The 19,065-nt window shown below is 59.1% G+C and carries 18 protein-coding genes; 16 read left to right on the top strand and 2 right to left on the bottom strand.

Annotation, left to right across the window (positions count from 1 at the left end; genetic code table 11):
• Positions 1–7: 7 nt before the first annotated feature.
• The 3 genes from HMPREF2787_RS03435 (at position 8) to HMPREF2787_RS03425 (ending at position 2,892) form a co-directional block, all read left to right on the top strand.
• Positions 8–754, top strand: coding sequence for a phosphoglyceromutase (locus tag HMPREF2787_RS03435; protein ID WP_070643272.1), 747 nt, complete (start codon positions 8–10; stop codon positions 752–754).
• A 131-nt stretch (positions 755–885) separates the two neighbouring features.
• Entirely contained in the window at positions 886–2,193 is a 1,308-nt protein-coding gene (locus HMPREF2787_RS03430; protein WP_070858394.1) for a sensor histidine kinase, read from the top strand.
• Positions 2,194–2,196: 3 nt separating this feature from the next.
• On the top strand, positions 2,197–2,892 hold the full coding sequence (locus HMPREF2787_RS03425) for a response regulator transcription factor (protein WP_016421979.1): 696 nt from the start codon (positions 2,197–2,199) through the stop codon (positions 2,890–2,892).
• Positions 2,893–2,943: 51 nt separating this feature from the next.
• Here the strand turns inward: HMPREF2787_RS03425 and HMPREF2787_RS03420 are convergent, their stop codons facing one another.
• Positions 2,944–3,876: a DUF3109 family protein gene (locus HMPREF2787_RS03420; protein WP_070858393.1), complete on the bottom strand. Its 933-nt coding sequence runs from the start codon at positions 3,874–3,876 to the stop codon at positions 2,944–2,946.
• A gap of 34 nt (positions 3,877–3,910) precedes the next feature.
• On the opposite strand from HMPREF2787_RS03420, the gene HMPREF2787_RS03415 reads away from it, so the two are divergent.
• The 5 genes from HMPREF2787_RS03415 (at position 3,911) to HMPREF2787_RS10840 (ending at position 7,994) form a co-directional block, all read left to right on the top strand.
• Entirely contained in the window at positions 3,911–4,849 is a 939-nt protein-coding gene (locus tag HMPREF2787_RS03415) for a Ppx/GppA family phosphatase (protein WP_161798518.1), read from the top strand.
• 1 nt (position 4,850) lies between these two features.
• Complete coding sequence (locus HMPREF2787_RS03410; RefSeq protein ID WP_070858392.1) at positions 4,851–6,284, top strand: hypothetical protein; 1,434 nt, start codon at positions 4,851–4,853, stop codon at positions 6,282–6,284.
• A 102-nt stretch (positions 6,285–6,386) separates the two neighbouring features.
• A complete protein-coding gene (gene proC / locus HMPREF2787_RS03405) occupies positions 6,387–7,196 on the top strand; it encodes a pyrroline-5-carboxylate reductase (protein ID WP_016421983.1) in 810 nt (269 codons plus the stop codon).
• A 263-nt stretch (positions 7,197–7,459) separates the two neighbouring features.
• A complete protein-coding gene (locus tag HMPREF2787_RS03400) occupies positions 7,460–7,651 on the top strand; it encodes a helix-turn-helix domain-containing protein (RefSeq protein WP_005509751.1) in 192 nt (63 codons plus the stop codon).
• A gap of 241 nt (positions 7,652–7,892) precedes the next feature.
• Positions 7,893–7,994 carry a 30S ribosomal protein bS22 gene (locus HMPREF2787_RS10840; RefSeq protein WP_003855542.1) on the top strand — a complete coding sequence of 34 codons (102 nt, stop codon included), beginning with the start codon at positions 7,893–7,895 and terminating at the stop codon, positions 7,992–7,994.
• 238 nt (positions 7,995–8,232) lie between these two features.
• Here HMPREF2787_RS10840 and HMPREF2787_RS03395 read toward each other — a convergent pair whose 3' ends face one another.
• Positions 8,233–9,357: an HAD family hydrolase gene (locus HMPREF2787_RS03395; protein WP_070858391.1), complete on the bottom strand. Its 1,125-nt coding sequence runs from the start codon at positions 9,355–9,357 to the stop codon at positions 8,233–8,235.
• A 163-nt stretch (positions 9,358–9,520) separates the two neighbouring features.
• Here HMPREF2787_RS03395 and HMPREF2787_RS03390 point away from each other — a divergent pair, with 163 nt between their 5' ends.
• The 8 genes from HMPREF2787_RS03390 (at position 9,521) to HMPREF2787_RS03355 (ending at position 19,034) form a co-directional block, all read left to right on the top strand.
• The gene (locus HMPREF2787_RS03390; protein ID WP_016421985.1) at positions 9,521–9,763 is read left to right on the top strand and encodes a glutaredoxin family protein; all 243 of its coding nucleotides are present in this window, start codon (positions 9,521–9,523) and stop codon (positions 9,761–9,763) included.
• A gap of 224 nt (positions 9,764–9,987) precedes the next feature.
• A complete protein-coding gene (locus HMPREF2787_RS03385) occupies positions 9,988–11,430 on the top strand; it encodes a glutamyl-tRNA reductase (protein ID WP_083326647.1) in 1,443 nt (480 codons plus the stop codon).
• 15 nt (positions 11,431–11,445) lie between these two features.
• Entirely contained in the window at positions 11,446–12,378 is a 933-nt protein-coding gene (hemC, locus tag HMPREF2787_RS03380; RefSeq protein ID WP_070858390.1) for a hydroxymethylbilane synthase, read from the top strand.
• 204 nt (positions 12,379–12,582) lie between these two features.
• A complete protein-coding gene (locus HMPREF2787_RS03375; RefSeq protein WP_070546360.1) occupies positions 12,583–14,250 on the top strand; it encodes a bifunctional uroporphyrinogen-III C-methyltransferase/uroporphyrinogen-III synthase in 1,668 nt (555 codons plus the stop codon).
• Between the two features lie 47 nt (positions 14,251–14,297).
• Positions 14,298–15,356: a porphobilinogen synthase gene (gene hemB / locus HMPREF2787_RS03370; RefSeq protein WP_049172406.1), complete on the top strand. Its 1,059-nt coding sequence runs from the start codon at positions 14,298–14,300 to the stop codon at positions 15,354–15,356.
• A gap of 45 nt (positions 15,357–15,401) precedes the next feature.
• Complete coding sequence (locus tag HMPREF2787_RS03365; RefSeq protein ID WP_070858389.1) at positions 15,402–16,046, top strand: hypothetical protein; 645 nt, start codon at positions 15,402–15,404, stop codon at positions 16,044–16,046.
• The gene (locus tag HMPREF2787_RS03360; protein WP_070858388.1) at positions 16,043–16,423 is read left to right on the top strand and encodes a hypothetical protein; all 381 of its coding nucleotides are present in this window, start codon (positions 16,043–16,045) and stop codon (positions 16,421–16,423) included. The genes HMPREF2787_RS03365 and HMPREF2787_RS03360 overlap by 4 nt, the downstream gene beginning before the upstream one ends.
• Positions 16,424–16,442: 19 nt before the next feature.
• On the top strand, positions 16,443–19,034 hold the full coding sequence (locus HMPREF2787_RS03355) for a heavy metal translocating P-type ATPase (protein WP_069359109.1): 2,592 nt from the start codon (positions 16,443–16,445) through the stop codon (positions 19,032–19,034).
• The last annotated feature ends 31 nt before the right edge of the window (positions 19,035–19,065 follow it).

Here is a 19,065-nt window from a genome sequence, read left to right as displayed (position 1 = left end):
TAGGGGTATGAGCAATGGAAAACTGATTCTTGTCCGTCATGGCCAGAGTGAGTGGAACGCATCCAACCAGTTCACGGGCTGGGTCGACGTTGCACTGACCGACAAGGGCCGCGCTGAGGCAGTACGTGCCGGTGAGATGCTCGTAGAGGCAGGCCTGAAGCCGCAGGTTCTCTACACGTCGCTGCTGCGTCGCGCAATTAACACCGCACACATTGCCCTGGATACCGCTGACCTGTTGTGGATTCCGGTTATCCGTGACTGGCGTCTGAACGAGCGCCACTACGGTGCTCTGCAGGGTCTGAACAAGGCAGAGACCAAGGAGAAGTACGGCGAGGACCAGTTCATGTCCTGGCGTCGCTCCTACGACACTCCGCCGCCGGAGCTGTCGGATGACAGCGAGTTCTCGCAGGCTAATGACCCGCGTTACGCCAACCTGGATGAGGTTCCGCGCACGGAGTGCCTCCTGGACGTCGTGAAGCGTTTCATTCCTTACTTTGAAGAGGAAATCCTGCCGCGTCTGAAGTCCGGTGAGACTGTCATGGTGGCAGCTCACGGTAACTCCCTGCGTGCACTGGTCAAGCACCTGGACAACATCTCGGACGAGGACATTGCCGCTCTGAACATCCCGACCGGTATCCCGCTGGTTTACGACTTTGATGCTGAGGGCAAGGTTTTGAACCCGGGTGGCACCTACCTGGATCCGGAAGCTGCAGCTGCAGGTGCTGCTGCTGTTGCTGCTCAGGGCAACAAGTAAATATGTAGGTGTTTGATAGGCCGATAAGGGGCGCAGCCAAGTGAGGCTGTGCTCCTTGGTCTATTTAGAGCTAGCTAGCGCAATGATTTTTCAGCGCGCGCGGACTGTGAAAAGAGCTTAGGGTAAGACCCGTGTCAAAAATCATTATCGCCGCTCTATTAGGTGCTGCGGTTATGGCAGCTGTGCTGATTCTTGGTGGAGTTGTCTCGGGTGCCTATAACGCCGCTCGGCGTCAGAAGAGCGACGAGGAAAGTTCAATAACCACCATGGCGCAGGTCATGCACCTGGCCATTCAGAAGTCTCCGACGGGTGTGGTGGTCGTTGACATCTCACGTGATTTGATTTTGTCGAACTCCATGGCGCACAAGTTGGGGCTGGTCTATGAGCGCCGCCTCAATGACGTGGGCTGGGAAGCTGCGCTCAGGGTCTTTGACTCGCAGGAGGACCAGGAGCTGACACTCGTGCTGCCGTCGCGCCGGGCGGGGGCGCCGGACACAATTGTCCGCTGTCAGCTAACTCCGTTGTCACTGGTGGACGACCGTTTTGTGGTGATTTATGCGGCGGATGTCTCCGAACAGGCCCGTATGGAGGCCGCGCGACGTGACTTTGTGGCTAACGTTTCCCACGAGCTCAAGACGCCGGTAGGTGCCATCAGTCTCTTGGTCGAGGCGCTGAATGAAGCTACCGACGACCCGGTTGCCGTGCGTCACTTTAGTGAGAGCCTGACGCAGGAGTCCAAGCGGATGTCGACTATGATTACGGAGCTCATCTCGCTGTCGAAGCTGCAGGGGGCAGAGCCACTGCCGGACATGTCTCCCGTGAAGGTTGAAGAGATTGTCCAGGGAGCTGTGCGTCGTAACCAGATGCTCTCGGAGCAGGCGGGTATTGAAATCACCGTTGACTGTGAGCCGGATTTGGTTGTTGAAGGTGAACGCAGCCTGCTGATCACCGCGGTGTCCAACCTGATTTCAAACGCGATCAACTACTCGCCAGAGGCCACGCCGGTATCCGTGACTGCGGTCAAGGAGGATAACGACACCGTCGCTATCCGCGTCACTGACCGCGGTATCGGCATTTCCCAGGCGAACCAGAAGCGCATCTTCGAGCGCTTCTTCCGTGCGGATAAGGCACGCTCGCGGGCGACAGGCGGTACCGGTCTGGGCTTGGCAATTGTTAAGCACGTCGCAGCGAATCACAAGGGAACCGTCAAGCTGTGGAGTCGGCTGGGCACCGGATCGACCTTCACCATTGAGCTTCCGCTGATGGAAAAGAACGGTTCCGCGTCGAATGATGGCGATGTATCTGCACGTTTGCCAATCGGCCACACCCAGCCTGCGGGTAAAATTGCGGCTGAGAAAAACGCGCAGCGAGGTACGGGCAAAACCCGTGGCAAGGATAAGGATTCCCAGAACAAGGATTCCAAGGAAGGAATGAAGTAATCCGTGACTGAGGTACTTATTGTCGAAGACGAGACGGCTTTGGCGGAGCCGCTTGCGTTTCTGCTGCAGCGCGAAGGATTCGAGGTGCGGATGGCCGCTGACGGCCAGGAAGCACTTGCAGAATTCTCCAAGGCAGAACCGGACATTGTGCTGCTGGACCTCATGCTGCCAGGTATGAGTGGCACCGAGGTCTGCAAAAACATCCGCTTAAAGTCCTCTGTCCCAGTGATTATGGTCACCGCCCGTGACACTGAGATTGACAAGGTCGTCGGCCTCGAAATTGGTGCGGATGACTATGTGACCAAGCCGTATTCCTCTCGGGAACTTATTGCCCGTATCCGAGCTGTGCTGCGCCGTGGTCGCCACGACGACTCCGACGATGTCGAAGATATCTACGAGGAGGTCTTGCGCGGCGGTCCGGTCGTGCTGGATGTCGAGCGCCACGTGGTCACCGTTGACGGTGACGATGTTGCAATGCCGCTCAAGGAATTCGACCTGCTGGAGTACCTGCTGCGCAACCGTGGTCGTGTGCTAACCCGCGGCCAGCTCATCGACCGCGTCTGGGGCTCCGACTACGTCGGCGACACCAAGACGCTGGACGTACACATCAAGCGCCTGCGCTCCAAGATCGAGCGCAATCCTTCCTCGCCGGAATTCCTGGTCACCGTTCGCGGCTTGGGTTACAAGTTCGAGGACTAGCTCAGCAGACTGCTGCCGACGGAATCCGCCGGCGGTCTGAGAAACCCCGACTTAAACCTCGTCCGGCGCCAGCCCCTCGGCCGCTGCGCGTGTGGCCGGGTGAATCGCCAGCAGTGGGTAGCCACTCGGTCCGAAAGCCTTGGCCGCGCCCGCTGCTTCTCGGGCACGGCAGTGCTCCGCCAGAATTTCGTAGCACTCTTCGCCGATGAGCTCTATTAGCTCAGACTTGTGCGTGCGCCACACCGGCTCGCCACCGGTATGTGTGGCCGGCGCGCCCGTGCAGAACCATTCAAAGTCCTCGCCGCCATCGCCCCATGCACGACGATCGTATTCAGTAATGGTCGTGTGCAGAATCTCCTGGCCGTCTGGGCGTTCCTCCCAGTCCTCCAGTCGGCGCAGCGGCACCTGCCAGCACACATCCGGCTTGACCTTCACGGGGTCAATGTCGTTGGCCATTGCCCACTGGTGGATGGCACAGCCCGCACCATTTCGCCACCCGTCACGGTTGGCAAAAATGCAGGCATTCTTCACGACCTTCGTTTTCAGAGCCGGCTCAGGCTCTCCGTTTTCGTCGTCAAGCTCGTCCCATACTAACCACGGTTCCAACGGTTCGGAGGGGTCAGTTTCGTAGGTCTCGAGCCACTTCAGCGTTTGTTCGGGGCGGTTCTGCCACCACTGGGGCTCTGCGGAGTCGCCTTCCATTCGCTTTACGACGTCAATAACCCTCTCGCGGTCTTCTTCGTCGGTGATAAAGGCGCCATGGCCGCAGCATCCGACATCCGCGTTCGCGGAGTCGATGCCCTGGCAAGCGGAGGTGCCGAAAGCGCATTGATAGGAGCTCATCAACCAGGTTAGGTCGCAGGTGATGATGTGTTCTGGGTCCTCCGGGTGGGCGAACTCGAACCACTCGCGGGGAAAGTCATAGGCGACTTCAGCGGGAGATGGTTGTGGTCCGCGACCGGGGCGGGGGTGGGGTTGATTCACACCAATACACCGTAGACCGTCTAACCTACTAAGAGTGAGATTAGGTGTATTAGATGTAGGTAGTAATACCGTCCACTTGGTGATGGTGGACGCCCGCCGGGGCGGACATCCGACTCCGATGAGCGATTCCAAGTCGACGATGAAGCTGGTCGAGTACCTGGATAAGGACAACAACCTGTCCAAGAAGGGCATTGACAAGCTGACGGGCTACGTCGCTGAATCCAAGGAATTGGTTGAGCAGATGAAGTGCGAAGAGATGATTAGCTTCGCCACTTCAGCTGTTCGCGATGCCACGAATGCGGACGAGGTTCTCGCCCACGTTGAGAAAGAAACTGGGATTAAGCTGCAGATTCTCTCCGGTGAGGATGAGGCTCGTCTGACCTTTTTGGCAGTACGGCGCTGGTACGGCTGGTCTGCTGGTCGTCTAATCAACCTGGATATCGGTGGCGGTTCTCTTGAGCTGACGTCGGGTACTGATGAAGATCCGGAGGCGGCGTACTCGCTGCTGCTCGGTGCGGGACGTTTGACCCACGAGTGGTTCGAGACCGATCCGCCGGAGCGCAAGAAGATTGACCTGCTGCGCGATTACATTGATGCTGAGCTCGCTGAGCCAGCTCGTCATTTGCGTACGCTTGGTGAGCCGGACTTGGCTGTCGCCACCTCGAAGACTTTCCGCACTCTCGCCCGCCTGACCGGTGCGGCGCCTTCCGCTGCTGGTCCCCGGGTTAAGCGCACTCTGACTGCCGCTGGTTTGCGCCAGTTGATTGCGTTTATTTCCCGCATGACGGCGGCTGACCGTGCTGAACTTGAGGGTGTTAGTGCGAATCGTTCTCACCAAATTGTCGCAGGTGCTCTCGTTGCAGAGGCTAGTATGCGAGCATTGGGATTAGAGAAGGTCGAGATTTGTCCTTGGGCGCTGCGCGAGGGCATTATCTTCCGACGACTGGACAGTGACCTATACGGAAAGGGTTGAGATGAGCGAGGAAAAGCTCACCGTTGCCGAACTGCTGGCGCGGCGGCAGAAGGAGGGAGCTCCCTCTGAACCACCGCGGCGCCGCCGTCGACGCAGCCTTGAAGAAGGCGGTGTGTCCGTTCAGGAACTCACCGGCTCAATCCCTCGTGTAAAGGCCGACGAACCGCGACGTGGTGCTCACGCTCTTTCCAACGCAGACGACGATCAGACGACTACAAGCGATCTGCTTGCCGACGAAGCTGCGGCCAACGCCGCCGACGAAGCGCAGGCAACCGAACCGGAGGTAGAAGCTCCGGTGCACTCGGAGGCTGTCGCTGAGCCAGTGGTAGTTGCTGAAGGGGCGGATTCGTCGGAGCATGAGGTTCAAGCTGAGGCCGAGGCTGAAGCTGCTGCTCAGGAAGAAGAGGAGTCGGAATTAGCTGAGGCTGATGCCGAAGTAGCTGACGCCGAAGTAGCTGACGCCGAGGTCACTGAGGTCGAAGCTGACGATGTTGAAGCTGACGAGGTTACCGAAGTTGCTGAAGAACCGGCTGCACCGGTTGCACCGGCAGCTCCGCAGCAGGAGCAAGCCGCGCAGAGCACACCAACTGCGCAGCCAGCAGCCCCTGCAGTGCCATTGGCAATTCCGATGGAACCCCGTCCGGTCATGGTCAACTCCGAGCGTTCGGAGATTACCTATACCTTCACCGAGCTGCGTGACATGGCAGACGAGTCGCAGCAGCTTGGGGAGCCGGGGCCAGTCGCTCGTGCAGTACTCACCGGTTCCAACGCTTACGACGACCGTCCGACTGCCTCCATTCCGGTTGTCCAGGACAAGATCGACGAAGCGTCTGAGGCATCCGTTGAAACGGATGGCGTCGACGGTGAACAGCTTGCTGAGGCTGAAGCTGCTCAGGAAACCGCTACCTTCGAGGCTGCCGACGCTGACGCCGATACCGGTGCCGCTTCCAAGGCGGCAGTGGCAGCCGCTGTTGCTCCTGGAGTTGCACAGGCGGAAGACGCACAGGCCGATATTGAGCAGGCCGAGGACGCCCCCGCTGAGGCTGCACAGGTCGAGACCACACCGACCCAGGCCGCAGCTGACGAGAAGCAGGCGGAGCCCCGGGACGTCGTTAAGCGTGAAGAATCCAAGAGCTCCAAGGGCAAGGCCGTCGCGCGCGATGGCTACGCTGAGGACAATTCCCTCTCGGTGCCGTTGCTGCTAATCCAGGTTTTCGTGGGTCTGATTGCTGGTGCATTGGTGTTCCTGGGCTTCACCATGGCCTGGTCGTCGCTGCCAAAGATCGTGGTTGTCATCATGGCTCTCGTGGTCGCTGGTGGCTTCGCGGGAATGGCGAACTACCTGCGCCGTGAGAAGGACAAACTGACACCGATTCTCGCGGGACTTGTCGGTTTGGCGCTGACATTTGGCCCCTGGATTCTCTTCCAGTTGTAGTGGGGTCAACAGAATAATCATCACCTGATGCAGGGGTCGGAAGCGTAGTTTTCCGGTCCCTGCATTCGCATGTGTGGGCCAGTTTTGGCACACTTAGCGTCCATGACAAGAATTGCTGTAATTGGTGGCGGAAAGATTGGTAGCGCACTCGTCGGTGGTCTCATCGACGGTGGTGTCTCGCCTTCCTCGATTTATGTGGTGGGGCGCACCAAGGAGAGCCTGGCCGGTCTGAAGGAGACCTACGGCATTGTCGATGCCGACGACCCAGTAGGGGCCGTCGACGGTGCCGACGTGGTGTTCTTGTGCGTAAAACCGTACTTGATTATCGACATGCTCGAGCAGATTGCCGACGTGCTCGATGACTCTGAGGTCGACACCATTGTGGTGTCGATGGCGGCTGGCATCACGCTGGACAAGATGGAAAGCGTCTGTGCTGTCGGTACTCCGGTGATCCGCGTCATGCCGAATACCCCGATGCTGGTGGGCAAGGGGGTCTGTGCAGTCGCGCCGGGCCGCTTTGTCACGGAGAGCCAGACCGACGAGGTTGTCGAACTGTTGAAGAAGGTCGGCAGCGTTGAGGTTGTCGATGAGTCGCTGATGTCTGCAGTCACTGCAGTCTCGGGCTCTGGTCCGGCTTACTTCTTCCAGTTTGTCGAGGCGATGACCGATGCGGGTGTGAATCTGGGCCTCAAGCGTGATCAGGCTAAGCGCCTGGCGTCAGCTACGGCTGCGGGTGCAGCCGAGATGATGATGCAGGAAGGTGCGGACCCGACTGCGCTGCGTGCCGATGTCACTTCGCCGGGCGGTACAACAGCTGCGGCCACCCGAGTTTTCGAGGAAGAGGGCATTCGCCGCGCAGTGCATCGCGCGCTGCAGGCTTGCTACGACAAGGCCAACGAGATGGGTAAATAAGTATTTCGCCGCGTCGAAGTGGGTGTACAAGTAACCCCAATATTTGGGGCATTGGAGATGGTCAGCGGCAGTAGCTAATCCGATACGCAGGGACGATGGGTTAGTCACAACTGTCACACCATTCGCCAATGCCCCTATTTTTTATCAAAAATCGCACCGGCACCTTGCCTACCGGTAGGATATGAAAAGCACGTGCGTGTCACGATTTTCTGCAGGAGGGGAAGCCTGCAGCGCGTCGCGTGCGCTGAAGGGAATATTTACTAATGCAGAATGCAGATAAAGGCACCTTTCTGACCGTTGCGGAAGTTGCTGACATCATGCGCGTATCCAAGATGACCGTCTACCGCCTGGTTCACGCTGGCGAGCTGCCGGCAGTGCGCGTTGGCCGTTCTTTCCGCGTCCATGAGTCCGCAGTCAAGGAATACCTGGACTCCTCCTTCTACAACGCGGGTTAATTTTTCTGCCTTTAAGCGGGGCTGTTTGACCTGAACGCATATGTCCCCGCTATGATTAATCCGATTAGTACATGGTGCTGTGCTGCGCCCCTGTTTCCTATCGTCTTCAAGTCATGAAGTATCTAGCTGTGAAGGCGGAAGGAAAAAGGGCGTGACATCTCGGCGGTTGTAAGGCCGCATTGAGTACGCCGCCATTGTGCAAGAAAAGAAATTTCCGTCAACGAATAGCGAGGTCGAGCCGATGGGTTCCGTCATTAAGAAGCGTCGCAAGCGCATGTCGAAGAAGAAGCACCGCAAGATGCTTCGCCGTACCCGCGTGCAGCGTCGTAAGCTCGGCAAGTAAGCCAGCATTCCTGCCGTTATCGCAGGAGCGCGCGTGCTGCGTCGCGTACACGTTTTAAAAGCAGAACCCGCCCGGTCTCGTTGAGATAGGGCGGGTTTTGTCGTTGGGGGCTAATCACGGGCTGCCGATTACGGGCTGCAAATGTGAAACTGTAGGAGTTTATGACACTTTCATGCCATTTTTCGAGCCATTTTTGTCATAAACGCAGTCACTAACTCTCGAGTGCGCGTAGCAGCGCTTAACTTTCCTTGTTCGCGTCCCACAGTCGCTTGCCGACGAGTCCCGCGCCACAGACAGCTCCTGTCAGTAGTGCTCCAATCGAGAGCCACCGCATTGTGGCGAAGGTTGCGGAGCGGAAGTGACGGTAGTCGTAGACAGTCCACCCCATCTTCTGGGCGTAATTCCGCAATTTGCGGTCCGGGTTGATGGCCACGGCGGTGCCTACCATGGACAGCATGGGGATATCGTTGGCGGAATCTGAGTATGCCGTGCAGCGAGACATATCCAACCCGGAGGAGGCCGCCAGAGCTGCCACTGCGTGCTTCTTGCCCGGGCCGTGGAGAATATCGCCTACCAGACGGCCAGTGAACTTGCCATCTTTGACCTCGGCGACTGTGCCAAGGGCGCCGGTCAGTCCGATGTGCTTAGCGATAACCTGGGCTAGCTGCACCGGGGTAGCGGTGACCAGCCAGACCTCTTGGCCAGCCTGGATATGCAGTTCCGCAAGATCGCGGGTGCCCTGGTAAACGCGGTCGCTGATCTTTTCTTCAAAGATCTCTTCGCCGAGTTTGACCATTTCATCCACATCGTGGCCGGCGAAAAACTCCAATGCCTGTTCACGGGCCTTAGCTACGTCGGCGGCGTTTTCCGCGCCTGAGATTCGGAATTTCAGCTGCTTCCAAATCATGCCGGCCAAATCACGCTTCTTGATAAAACCGCGCTCGACCAAACCCATGGCAAAGAGGAAGATTGATGCGCCTTGGACAAGCGTGTTGTCCACATCGAAGAAAGCGGCTGCGCCCTGATCGCGTTCGACACCTGGAATGGGCTGCGAGAGCACACGTGCACCGCCAGCGGCATCTTCGGCACCCGCTACACTGCGAAATCCCGTAGCCAGTTCTTCGCCGCCGACGTCGTAGACCTCGCCGAGAGCTTCCAGTGCATTGGCAGCCGCTGCAGCACCAGCTTCCTCCTGTGCTTCATCATTGAGCGGAGCGAGAACTACCTGCTCGAGGAAGTTGCGGACGTTGCCCTGCGAGGACGCAAGGTCGCCCAGCATGTCGATGGGGAAGGGGGAGCGGTTGTCGGCACTGAACTCACTCACGGCACGAAAATCTCTTTCCACGGTGTATGCAACCGACATCCGTTATCGGAAGCTCTTGTTGAATAGTATCCGCTCTTTAGGCAAAGCCGCGCGCTGAGATTCAAGGAGCGGATGGGGCAAGGATAAGAAGAGTCACTTTTGCAGGGAAGTGTGGGGAGGGGGACGTCGTAAAGCGAAACAGTCGACCTTTAGACTGGCCGTTATGGTGACTGTGACGGTGATGAGTAGGAAGACGTGCGGTTCGTGCGCCCGAGTGATTGCGCAGATTGAGCCGCTGGTTCGGGACCAAAATGCGCAGTTCCAGGTAGAAGATGTCGATACCGATCCGAACTTGGCCATGGAATTTGGCGATCGCGTACCGGTGATTTTGGTCAATGATGAGGAAATCGCTTGCTGGGAAATCGATGACGATGAACTCCTGGAAGCGATAGCGGAAGCCGAATAAGTTCGGGAGACAACTCTGCCGAACTGCTAGGAGCTGCGGAGACATGGCAGAATGTGAAGTAGCAGCAAGGAAGCAGGGGAGTGCTGCGAACATCGAGGTAGAGGCTAAGTAAAGTATGCCTTTGTTGTGACGAGATGGCAGAGTTGTCTAGCGTTAACAGTCATAGCTGTGTGAAAAAGCCCGTAGCGGGGCCTGTGAAGGAGCAATAGAGCGGTGATTGAGCGGTGAGTGTGCTTCTCGTCGGAATGTCGTACCGGTCTGCACCGGTGACCCTTCTTGAAAAGGTCTCCGTCGGTGAAACTGAGCGAGAGGCCATTTTGGCTCGGCTGGTTGCGGATGAAGCGATCAGCGAAGCGATGCTGTTGTCGACCTGTAACCGCGTTGAGTACTACGTGGTGGCCAACGGCTTCCACTCCGGGCTATCGGCCGTGGTCCGTGAAATAGTCGGTCGTACTGGGCTCGAGCTCGATGAACTGACACCGCACCTCTATGTTCGGTACGCACAGGCCGCAGCGGAGCATGCCTTCTCGGTGTGTGCGGGTCTTGACTCGATGGTGCTGGGCGAGCAGCAGATTATCGGTCAGCTTCGCAATGCTTACCAGGAAGCGGACGAAGTCGGCACCGTCGGCCGCATGCTGCATGACTTGGCACAGAAGGCGCTGCACACAGGCAAGCGAGTCCACAGCGAAACGCTGATTGATAACGCGGGCGCATCGATGGTCTCCGTGGCCATCGATGAGGCGATTGCTGCGCTGCACCCCGGATTCAACTCTGGTGTCGACGTCGCTGAGGGGACCGATATCCTGGCCGGACGTTCGGCTCTTATCCTCGGCGCCGGCGCGATGAGTTCGCTGGCTGCCAGCTACCTGGGGCGCTGTGGCATTGACCGTCTGATTATTGCCAACCGCACCGTTGACAGGGCGCAGAACCTGGCTAACCACTCCATCGAAGCGGGCATCCCCGCTACTGCGGTTGCGTTGCATGACTTCGCCGATGTCCTCGATGATGTGGACATTCTCGTCAGCGCCACCGGAGCCATGGCTCCAGTGGTTTCAGCTGACGACGTCATCGACCATGGCCCGCTCGCCATTGTCGACCTGTCTATGCCTCGCGACGTTGCGGAGGATGTCGCCGGGCTTGAGGGGATCGCACTCTTCAACATCGAATTGCTGCAGATGACTCGCACGGAGGTGCCGGGCCGTGATGATGAGGCTGCAGCGCGTGACATTGTGGCCGAAGAGTTGGAGTCCTATCTCACGGCGCAGCGCGCAAGCGAGGTAGCGCCGACAGTTCGCGCTCTGCGTGAGCGTGCGGCGGATGTGGCGGCGGCAGAGCTCGCTCGCCTGGAGGCGAAGACACCGGGTCTTACTCAAAAGGAACGTCGCGAGGTCGAGTCCACGGTTCGCCGCGTCGTCGATAAGCTCTTGCACGCGCCAACAGTGCAGGTCAAGAAGCTTTCCAGCCAGCAGGGTGGTGGCAACTACGCTCTTGCGCTCCAGAAGCTCTTCGACCTGCCCCTATCTACCCCCTCTGGCCTGTATGCTGACACCGATATCCCCGCAGATCTCATGGTAGAGGGCCGAATTGGGCGGATGCAGGGATTTGAGCAGTATGGTCTTGACAGTAGTGCCATCATTGAAGGCGTTGCTGAAACCACCAAAAATTAACACTCGGAGGGAAACATGCCTGACCCAGCGACTATACGTATCGGTACCAGGGGCTCGGAACTGGCCACGACACAGGCCGGTCACGTCCGTGATGCACTGATTGAGCTGGGTCAGCCTGCAGAGCTGGTGATTGTAAAGACCGCCGGTGACCATAACCGCCACGACCCGGTGGAAAAGATTGGCATCGGTGTTTTCACCCAGGCGCTGCGTCATGCACTCCGCGAGGGGGTGTGCGACATTATCGTGCACTCATTTAAGGACCTGCCGACCCTGCCGGAAGACGACATGATGGTCGCAGCCGTGCCGGAGCGCGTCGATCCGCGAGAGGCGCTGATTTCCCGCGATGCCACGCCGCTGATGGACCTGCCTGAGGGGGCTCGTGTGGGTACCTTCGCGCCGCGTCGTGTCTCTCAGCTGCGTGCGCTGCGCTCCGATCTGGAACTTGTACCATTGCGTGGAAACATCGAAACCCGCATGGGGCGCGTCTCTGAGGACTTGGACGCTGTCATTCTGGCTCGCGCCGGACTGGAGCGCACGGGTCGCCTCGGAGAGATTGCGGAATCCCTGGATGTGGATGTCCTCATGCCAGCCCCGGCTCAGGGCGCCCTGGCGCTGGAGTGCCGCACTGCTGACCGCGAAATTGTGGATATTCTGCGCAAGATTGACCACCCGGTGTCCCATGCCCGGGCTGTCGCTGAGCGCGCGGTACTCAATGAGCTGGAAGCGGGCTGCACCGCTCCGGTCGCGGCCTACTCAACCGTGAGCGACAGCGGTGAACTCACCCTGCAGGCGGGGGTGTTCGCACTCGACGGTTCGCGTCAGTTGCTCGAGACCGCTACCGCAAACGTGGATAAGGCCGATGAGCTTGGCCGGAAGGTTGCGGCGGCGCTGCTCGAACGGGGTGCTCATGAGGTAATGGGCGATACCCTGCGGGAATCTCAAAAGTAGCCGGTTAGTTAATTTGGCTCAAACCCTTTATGCTAATAGGCCTGTATGCATGCCGTTGGGATAAGGGTTTCCTTCGTGTGCTCGCATGTGAGATTCAGGTATCTACCTGCCCCTCACATGCGTTGGCGCATGTCCGCTTTCTTCCTTAGTGACTCATCGGCACGAAAAGTGAACAACCAATAGAAAAGAAATCACTCCGCAACGATGAACACCTCCCTCCCCTCAGCAACGGGACGCATCCTGTTCGTCGGCGCTGGTCCTGGAAATCCCGACCTGCTGACGCTTCGCGCCCGTGAGATTCTCGCAGACACCGCTATCGCCTACGTCGACGCCGATGTCATGCCGGGGGTTCGAGAGCTCGTCGCAACCGATGTGCCTGTTCCTCCCGAGCTGCTGAAGGAAGCCGAGGAAGAGTACGAGCGCATGTGCGCCGCAGCCAAGGCCAAGGGATCTCGTCGTAAGCCGCCGCGTCCGGCACCACCGACCGCCGCAGATCTGCGCACGCCTATCGACGATCCCAAGAAGATGGCAGAATTGCTCGTCGAGGAAGCCGCTAAAGGCAATGACGTGGTGCGTTTGGTGGCAGGCAATCCGCTGACCAACGATTCGCTGCTGGCCGAAATCAACGAGGTCTCGCACGCCGATGTTGAGTTCCAGATCGTCCCTGGCATGTCCGTGCCCTCCACCGTCCCGGCATTTGCCGGTATCGCGTTGGGCTCGACGTACACGGAGACCGATCTCGATCGCGCCGATGTGGACTGGGACGAGCTGGCCCAGGCACCGCAGCCGCTGGTACTGCAGGCCGTGCAGGACGACCTGTCCGCCATTGCAACTGAGCTCGGCGAACGCGGCCTGCCGTCGTCGTTGCCGGTGTCGGTGACTGTCAACGGTACGACTCGTCTGCAGCGCACCTACGACGTCACGCTGGGCACCTTGGCGCAGCTCTCGGGTGACCTGACCGGTCCGCTGGTGGTCACGCTTGGCAAGGGTGTGGACAATCGTTCGAAGTACTCATGGTGGGAAAACCGCGCTCTCTACGGATGGAAGGTGCTGGTCCCACGTGCCAAGGCGCAGGCAGGCCCGATGAGTGCCCGTCTCGTTGCGCACGGCGCCATCCCGATTGAGGTCCCGACCATCTCAATCGAGCCACCGCGCAGCCCGGCGCAGATGGAACGCGCCATCAAGGGGCTTGTCGACGGCCGTTACCAGTGGGTTGTCTTCACTTCCGTCAACGCCGTCACCGCAGTGTGGGAGAAGTTCCAGGAATTCGGCTTGGACGCGCGCTCCTTCGCTGGGGTCCGCATCGCAGCCGTCGGCCATCGCACCGCCGCTGCCATCCGCGATCTCGGCATCACTCCGGAGCTGCTTCCGGATGACACTCGTCAAAATGCCGCGGGCATTGTCGACGTGTTCCCGGAGTACATCGAGGATCTCGATCCGGTCAACCGCGTGCTGCTGCCGCGCGCCGATATCGGCACCGATGTGCTTGTCGACGGTCTGATTGACCTGGGCTGGGAAGTTGATGATGTGGTCGCTTACCGTACCGTGCGGGCAGCGCCACCGAGTGCGGATATCCGCGACATGATTAAGTCCGGTGGCTTCGACGCAGTGTGCTTCACCTCGGGGTCGACGGTGAAGAACCTGGTCGGCATCGCGGGTAAGCCGCATGCTCGCACCATCATTGCCTGCATCGGGCCGATGGCCGCAGCCACGGCTCGCGAGTACGGCCTGCGGGTAGATGTCGTGCCGGAGCGCGCAAGCATCCCGGAGCTGGTGGATGCGCTGGCAGAGCATGTTGCGCAACTGCGGGCGGCAGGGCAGCTGCCACCACCGCGCAAGAAGCGTCGTCGTTCGCGTAAAACCAAGGACTGAGCAGGGGCGTACCGGAGCGAGTTCGCGTTTTGATTAAGGTTGTCTTTATGACTACATCTGGAGCTTCTGAATCATCCCGCGAAATCGATCTCGAACAGTTTGGATTTCCTCTCCCGATTCGTCGCCCACGCAGGCTGCGCACCAACCCGGTGATGCGTGCGATGACGGCGGAGACGACACTGACTCCGAAAAATCTCATCCTGCCCATGTTTGTTGCAGATGGGATTGATGAGCCGAAGCCAATCAGCTCCCTGCCCGGGGTAGTGCAGCATACCGAGGACTCCCTGGTAGAAGCTGTGCGCGAGGCTGTTGAGGCAGGTATCTCGGCAGTTGACCTCTTCGGTGTCCCGCTGGATGCGGACAAGGACGGCGAGGGCTCTGAGTCCTGGAATCCGGAGGGCGTACTCAACCGTGCCCTGCGTCGTCTCCGCGACGAGTTCGGGAATGACATTTTGATTATGGCCGACACCTGCCTGGATGAGTTCACTGACCACGGCCACTGTGGTGTGCTGGGCAAGGACCGCTTCGGCAACACGGTCGTTGAGAATGACCGCACGCTGATTAACTACATCAAGATGGCCGTTGCGCAGGCCGACGCCGGTGCCCATATCGTGTCCCCTTCGGGCATGATGGACGGCCAGATTGCCGCAATTCGCGAGGGCTTGGATGCCGCTGGCCATGAGGATGTCTCCATCATGGCGTACTCGGCAAAGTACGCCTCCGCCTTCTACGGTCCATTCCGTGAAGCTGTGGGCAGCTCGCTGCAGGGTGATCGCCGTACCTACCAGCAGGATCCTGCAAACCGTCGTGAGTCCCTGCTTGAAGTGCAGCTCGACGTTGACGAAGGTGCGGACATGGTGATGGTCAAGCCGGCCATGAGCTACCTGGACATTCTGCGCGAGGTCGCGGATATGTCGCCGGTGCCGGTTGCCGCTTACCAGGTCTCTGGTGAGTACGCGATGATTCACGCCGCTGCCGCCAACGGGTGGATTGACCTGGATGCTGCGATGATGGAGGCAGTTCTGAGCATTCGCCGTGCCGGTGCGGAGCAGATTTTGACCTACGCAGCGGTGGACTTGGCGAAGAAGCTGCGCGCCCAGTTCTAATTCGCTCGGGTGAACGTGCAGTAGTAAATATCGAGAAGTGGACGGATGACTAAAGAAGAGAAGAAGCCCGCAATTCCCGAGCAGGTCGAGGGAGCTAGGCAGGCGTGGCGGGTTACGGCCGTGTTGCAGCTGCTCGTCGCTGCGGTAGCTACGGTGACCTACTGGCTGCATCCGGAAATGCTGATGAGCCCCTCAACCGCTAAGGAGAATTTCCCGGGTTTCAGCGAGGGCCAGATTGATGCTGCCATGAAGGCGACTATCGTTATCGCGTTCTTTTTCGCAGTGGGGCTTTGCATCGCGTTCTTCGCCATTATCGAGCGAATGCGCAAGGGGAGCGAAGGTGCTCGCACCGTGCTGGTTATCGGCTCGCTTTACCTGGCACTGTCGGCGCTGATGTCCTTCTTCTCTTCTACGGCTTCAGAATCGGGAGTGCCGGCATCCCTCGTTCTTATCAGCGGAATTGTGCGAATCGCCTCGGCCACTGCCGCGGTAGCGGGTCTAGTGCTCGCCGCTTCGAAGGAATCCAAGGACTACTTCGATCATCAGCGCCCGTTGAAACCGTGGACGCCGTCCGCTCCGGAATCGCATCTGCCGAGAGCGTCGAAGCATGGCGCTGATCCAAAGCGGCAACAGCAGCTGGGCCAGTCACAGCCCAAGCAATCCAAGCAGCCTGAGGAGTCCAAGCGATGATGTCCCTGCCGAGTCGGCCCTGGCAGTGGGTGCTTTTTGTCGCGCTCATCGCCCAGATTGTCCTGAGCTTGATACTGGTCACCGGCGACTATTCGCAGGCTCCCGCCGCCGTTGGCCGCGATATCTACATCGTCGCCGGTGTGACGCTGGGCTGCTCGCTTATTGGTAGCGGCTGCTTGCCGACGGCCACTGAGTTCAAACTCTCCCGGAACTGCCTGCTCATCATGGTGATTATCACGGCTCTCGCCATGTTCTTTGCCATTATGGCTGGAGCGCTGACTGTATGGGTTATCGCGCCCAGCCTGGCGATGGCGTGTGGACTACTGTTGCTCTATCGTGAATTAGCGCTCACGCGCGCCAACCAGCCACAGGATTAGACGGAAAGTTTCAAAGGCTATGAGTGACACCGGTGAGTTTGATTTCTCTCTGGACAATCGCGTTGAACAAGCGATTGTGGATGCCAAGGTCGCTGCTCGTAAGGCATTGCCACGAAGCCGTCAGGACATCGACGAAGAAAGTGCCCATCAGCGGCTTGCACACCGCAGAGGCCAGTCCAACACAGCTTTCGCACTCATCCTGGAAAACTTGGAAAACGCCGAGAGTGCTGAGCGTGCTGAGCATGTTTTGGAATCCTTTCCAGATGTGACGGCCTCTGTGGTCTACAAGCCCGGACGCGCGTGGATTACAGCGCCCGATACCATCGATCCGAATCAGTTCATCGAAGCTCTCCGCGAAATTGGGGTCGAGTCGTACCTCACGCGCAGCACGCTTCGGCGTCGTGCAACTCGGCTGGATGTGTCACAACATCGCCGTCCCGCTGTTCCGGCTGCTGCTCAACAGAATGAGGAGGAGCGCATTCGCCGTCGTGAAGCGGCCTTGCGCCGAAGCGGCGGCGGCGCGGAAGTACTGTTCACGGCGCGTGAACTGGTGACCAAGCAGCGCTTTTGGGGCAGCCTGTTCCTATCGATTCCGGTGCTGGTGACGTCGTTGAACGTCAACTGGCAGTTCCCGGGTTGGCAGTGGATGTGTCTTGTGCTGACCACGATTGTGGTGTGGTGGGGTGGCTGGCCGTTCCACCGTGCAATGGCGGCGTCTCTGCGTCGGCGGATGTCGGCGCTGGATGGGGCGAGCTCCATTGCCATCCTGCTGGCGTGGCTGTGGTCGCTGGCGCAGCTTATTTTTGGCCCCGCGGGACAGATTGGATATACCACTGCGCCCACGTGGTTTGCTTTCAACTACCGGGAAAGCGCCTCGGCAGAGGTGTTTTTCGACGTTGCCTGCGGTCTGACCGTGTTGTTGCTAACAGGTCGCATGTTTACGCGCTACAACAAGGTTCGTACTGGACAAATCTTGCGCAACCTGCGCATTCCAGCTGAGCGAAACGTGACAGTCGTGCGCAAGAGCGCTAAATCCGCGGAGCCGAAACGGGTGGAGGTGACGGTTGCGGAGCTCAATATCGGTGATGACATCGTGGTTCCACCGCACTCGGTGATTCCGGTCGATGGCTCGGTTATCGGTGGAGCCTCCACGATGGATGCGCAGCTACTCGGGATCGGCGTTGAACCGCAGAAGGTCAAGGTCAATTCCAAGGTTTGGGCCGGCGCAATCAACCTGGATTCGGAGCTCAAGGTGCGTGTGGAGCGCACCGGTTTCAAGACCCGGGCGTCATCGATAGCGCGTTGGCTGCGTCAAGCGGTTCGAGAAGAAACGGTGATGCACCAGACCGCAGTGCACTCGGCATCAGAGCTGGTGCCATGGACGCTGTCGTTGGCGGGCGTGGCTTTTTGCGGTTGGTGGCTGGCGACGGGCACGATGAGCGGTGCCCTCGCGGTGGCGCTGGCTATGCTCTCGGGCATCGCGCCGGTGGCATTGGCAATGTCTACGTCGACCGTGCAGCGCATCGGGATTCTGGCCGGTGCTAGTAACGGAATCTTGATTCGTGGCAATGAGACTTTCCGAAAGCTGGCCGCTGCCGATGTGGTGATTTTTAACCGAGTTGGAACGCTGACCGAGGGTGACACCCACGTGCTCGGTGTCGCCGCTGAGCGCAATGAAAATCCGGATCTGGTTCTGCGTGTGGCGGGCGCTCTCATGATGGAGAGCAACCACCCGGCATCGGCGGCCATCGTACGCGCGTGCCGTGCATCCCGCGACGCCGGTTCCGGCGGTGGCGAGGTGCCGCACTGGATTGAGACCGTACACGTCGCAATTGCGGAAGATGGTGCGTTCGTTGGCCAGGTAGAGATTCCGGTGAAGGACTCCGACGACAAGTTAGAGATGCGCTTTGTTGAGGGGCGTGTTTGGCGTCCGCGTGATCTCACTGCACTCAGCGAGAAAATGGCCGTGGCTGCGCTCAGTGGCGGTACTCCGATGGTGGTGTCGTGGCGTGGCAAGGTCCGTGGTGTCATCACCATTGGTGAGGACATTAAGCCCGATGCGGTCGAGAGCATTGACCAGCTTGAGGATATGGGCGTGGACACCATGATGATCACGCGAGATCCGTATCCAGTAGCCCGTCGTTTTGCTGACCGGCTGAATATCTCACGAGTATTCGCGGGCATCATTGCCTCCCGCAAGGCCATTGCGGTGCGTTCGGTCCACAGTGACGGCGAGACTGTCGTGATGGTTGGCGACAAGGACATCCGGGACTCTCTGCGTGCCGCTGACGTGGGTGTTTTGATGGACAACACCGAAGGCAATCAGAATCTTGATGTTGATTACGCCGATGTCGTGGCACTGCGGAACAACGTGTTGTCGATTCCGGAGGCCATTGAAATCGCACGTGCTGTGGTGCGGATGATGGACTCCAACATCTACTTTGCGTGGTTCTACAACGTTGCGGTCATCCTGCTGGGTATGACCGGTATGATTCACCCGCTGCTGGCATCGCTTTTGATGATTTTCTCCAGCTTGTGGATCGACTGGCGATCCCGTCGAGTGTCCTCTCGCCGCAAGCATCTATTCAGGGTGAAGCTGGGACGTTGGTAGGGCAGGGTAGCCCTTCATCCGAGTGGCCGTC

The sequence above is a fragment of the Corynebacterium sp. HMSC061H03 genome, assembly GCF_001838215.1.
Classification (GTDB): Bacteria; Actinomycetota; Actinomycetes; order Mycobacteriales; family Mycobacteriaceae; genus Corynebacterium; species Corynebacterium jeikeium_D.
This window is presented reverse-complemented; position numbering and strand designations above follow the sequence as displayed.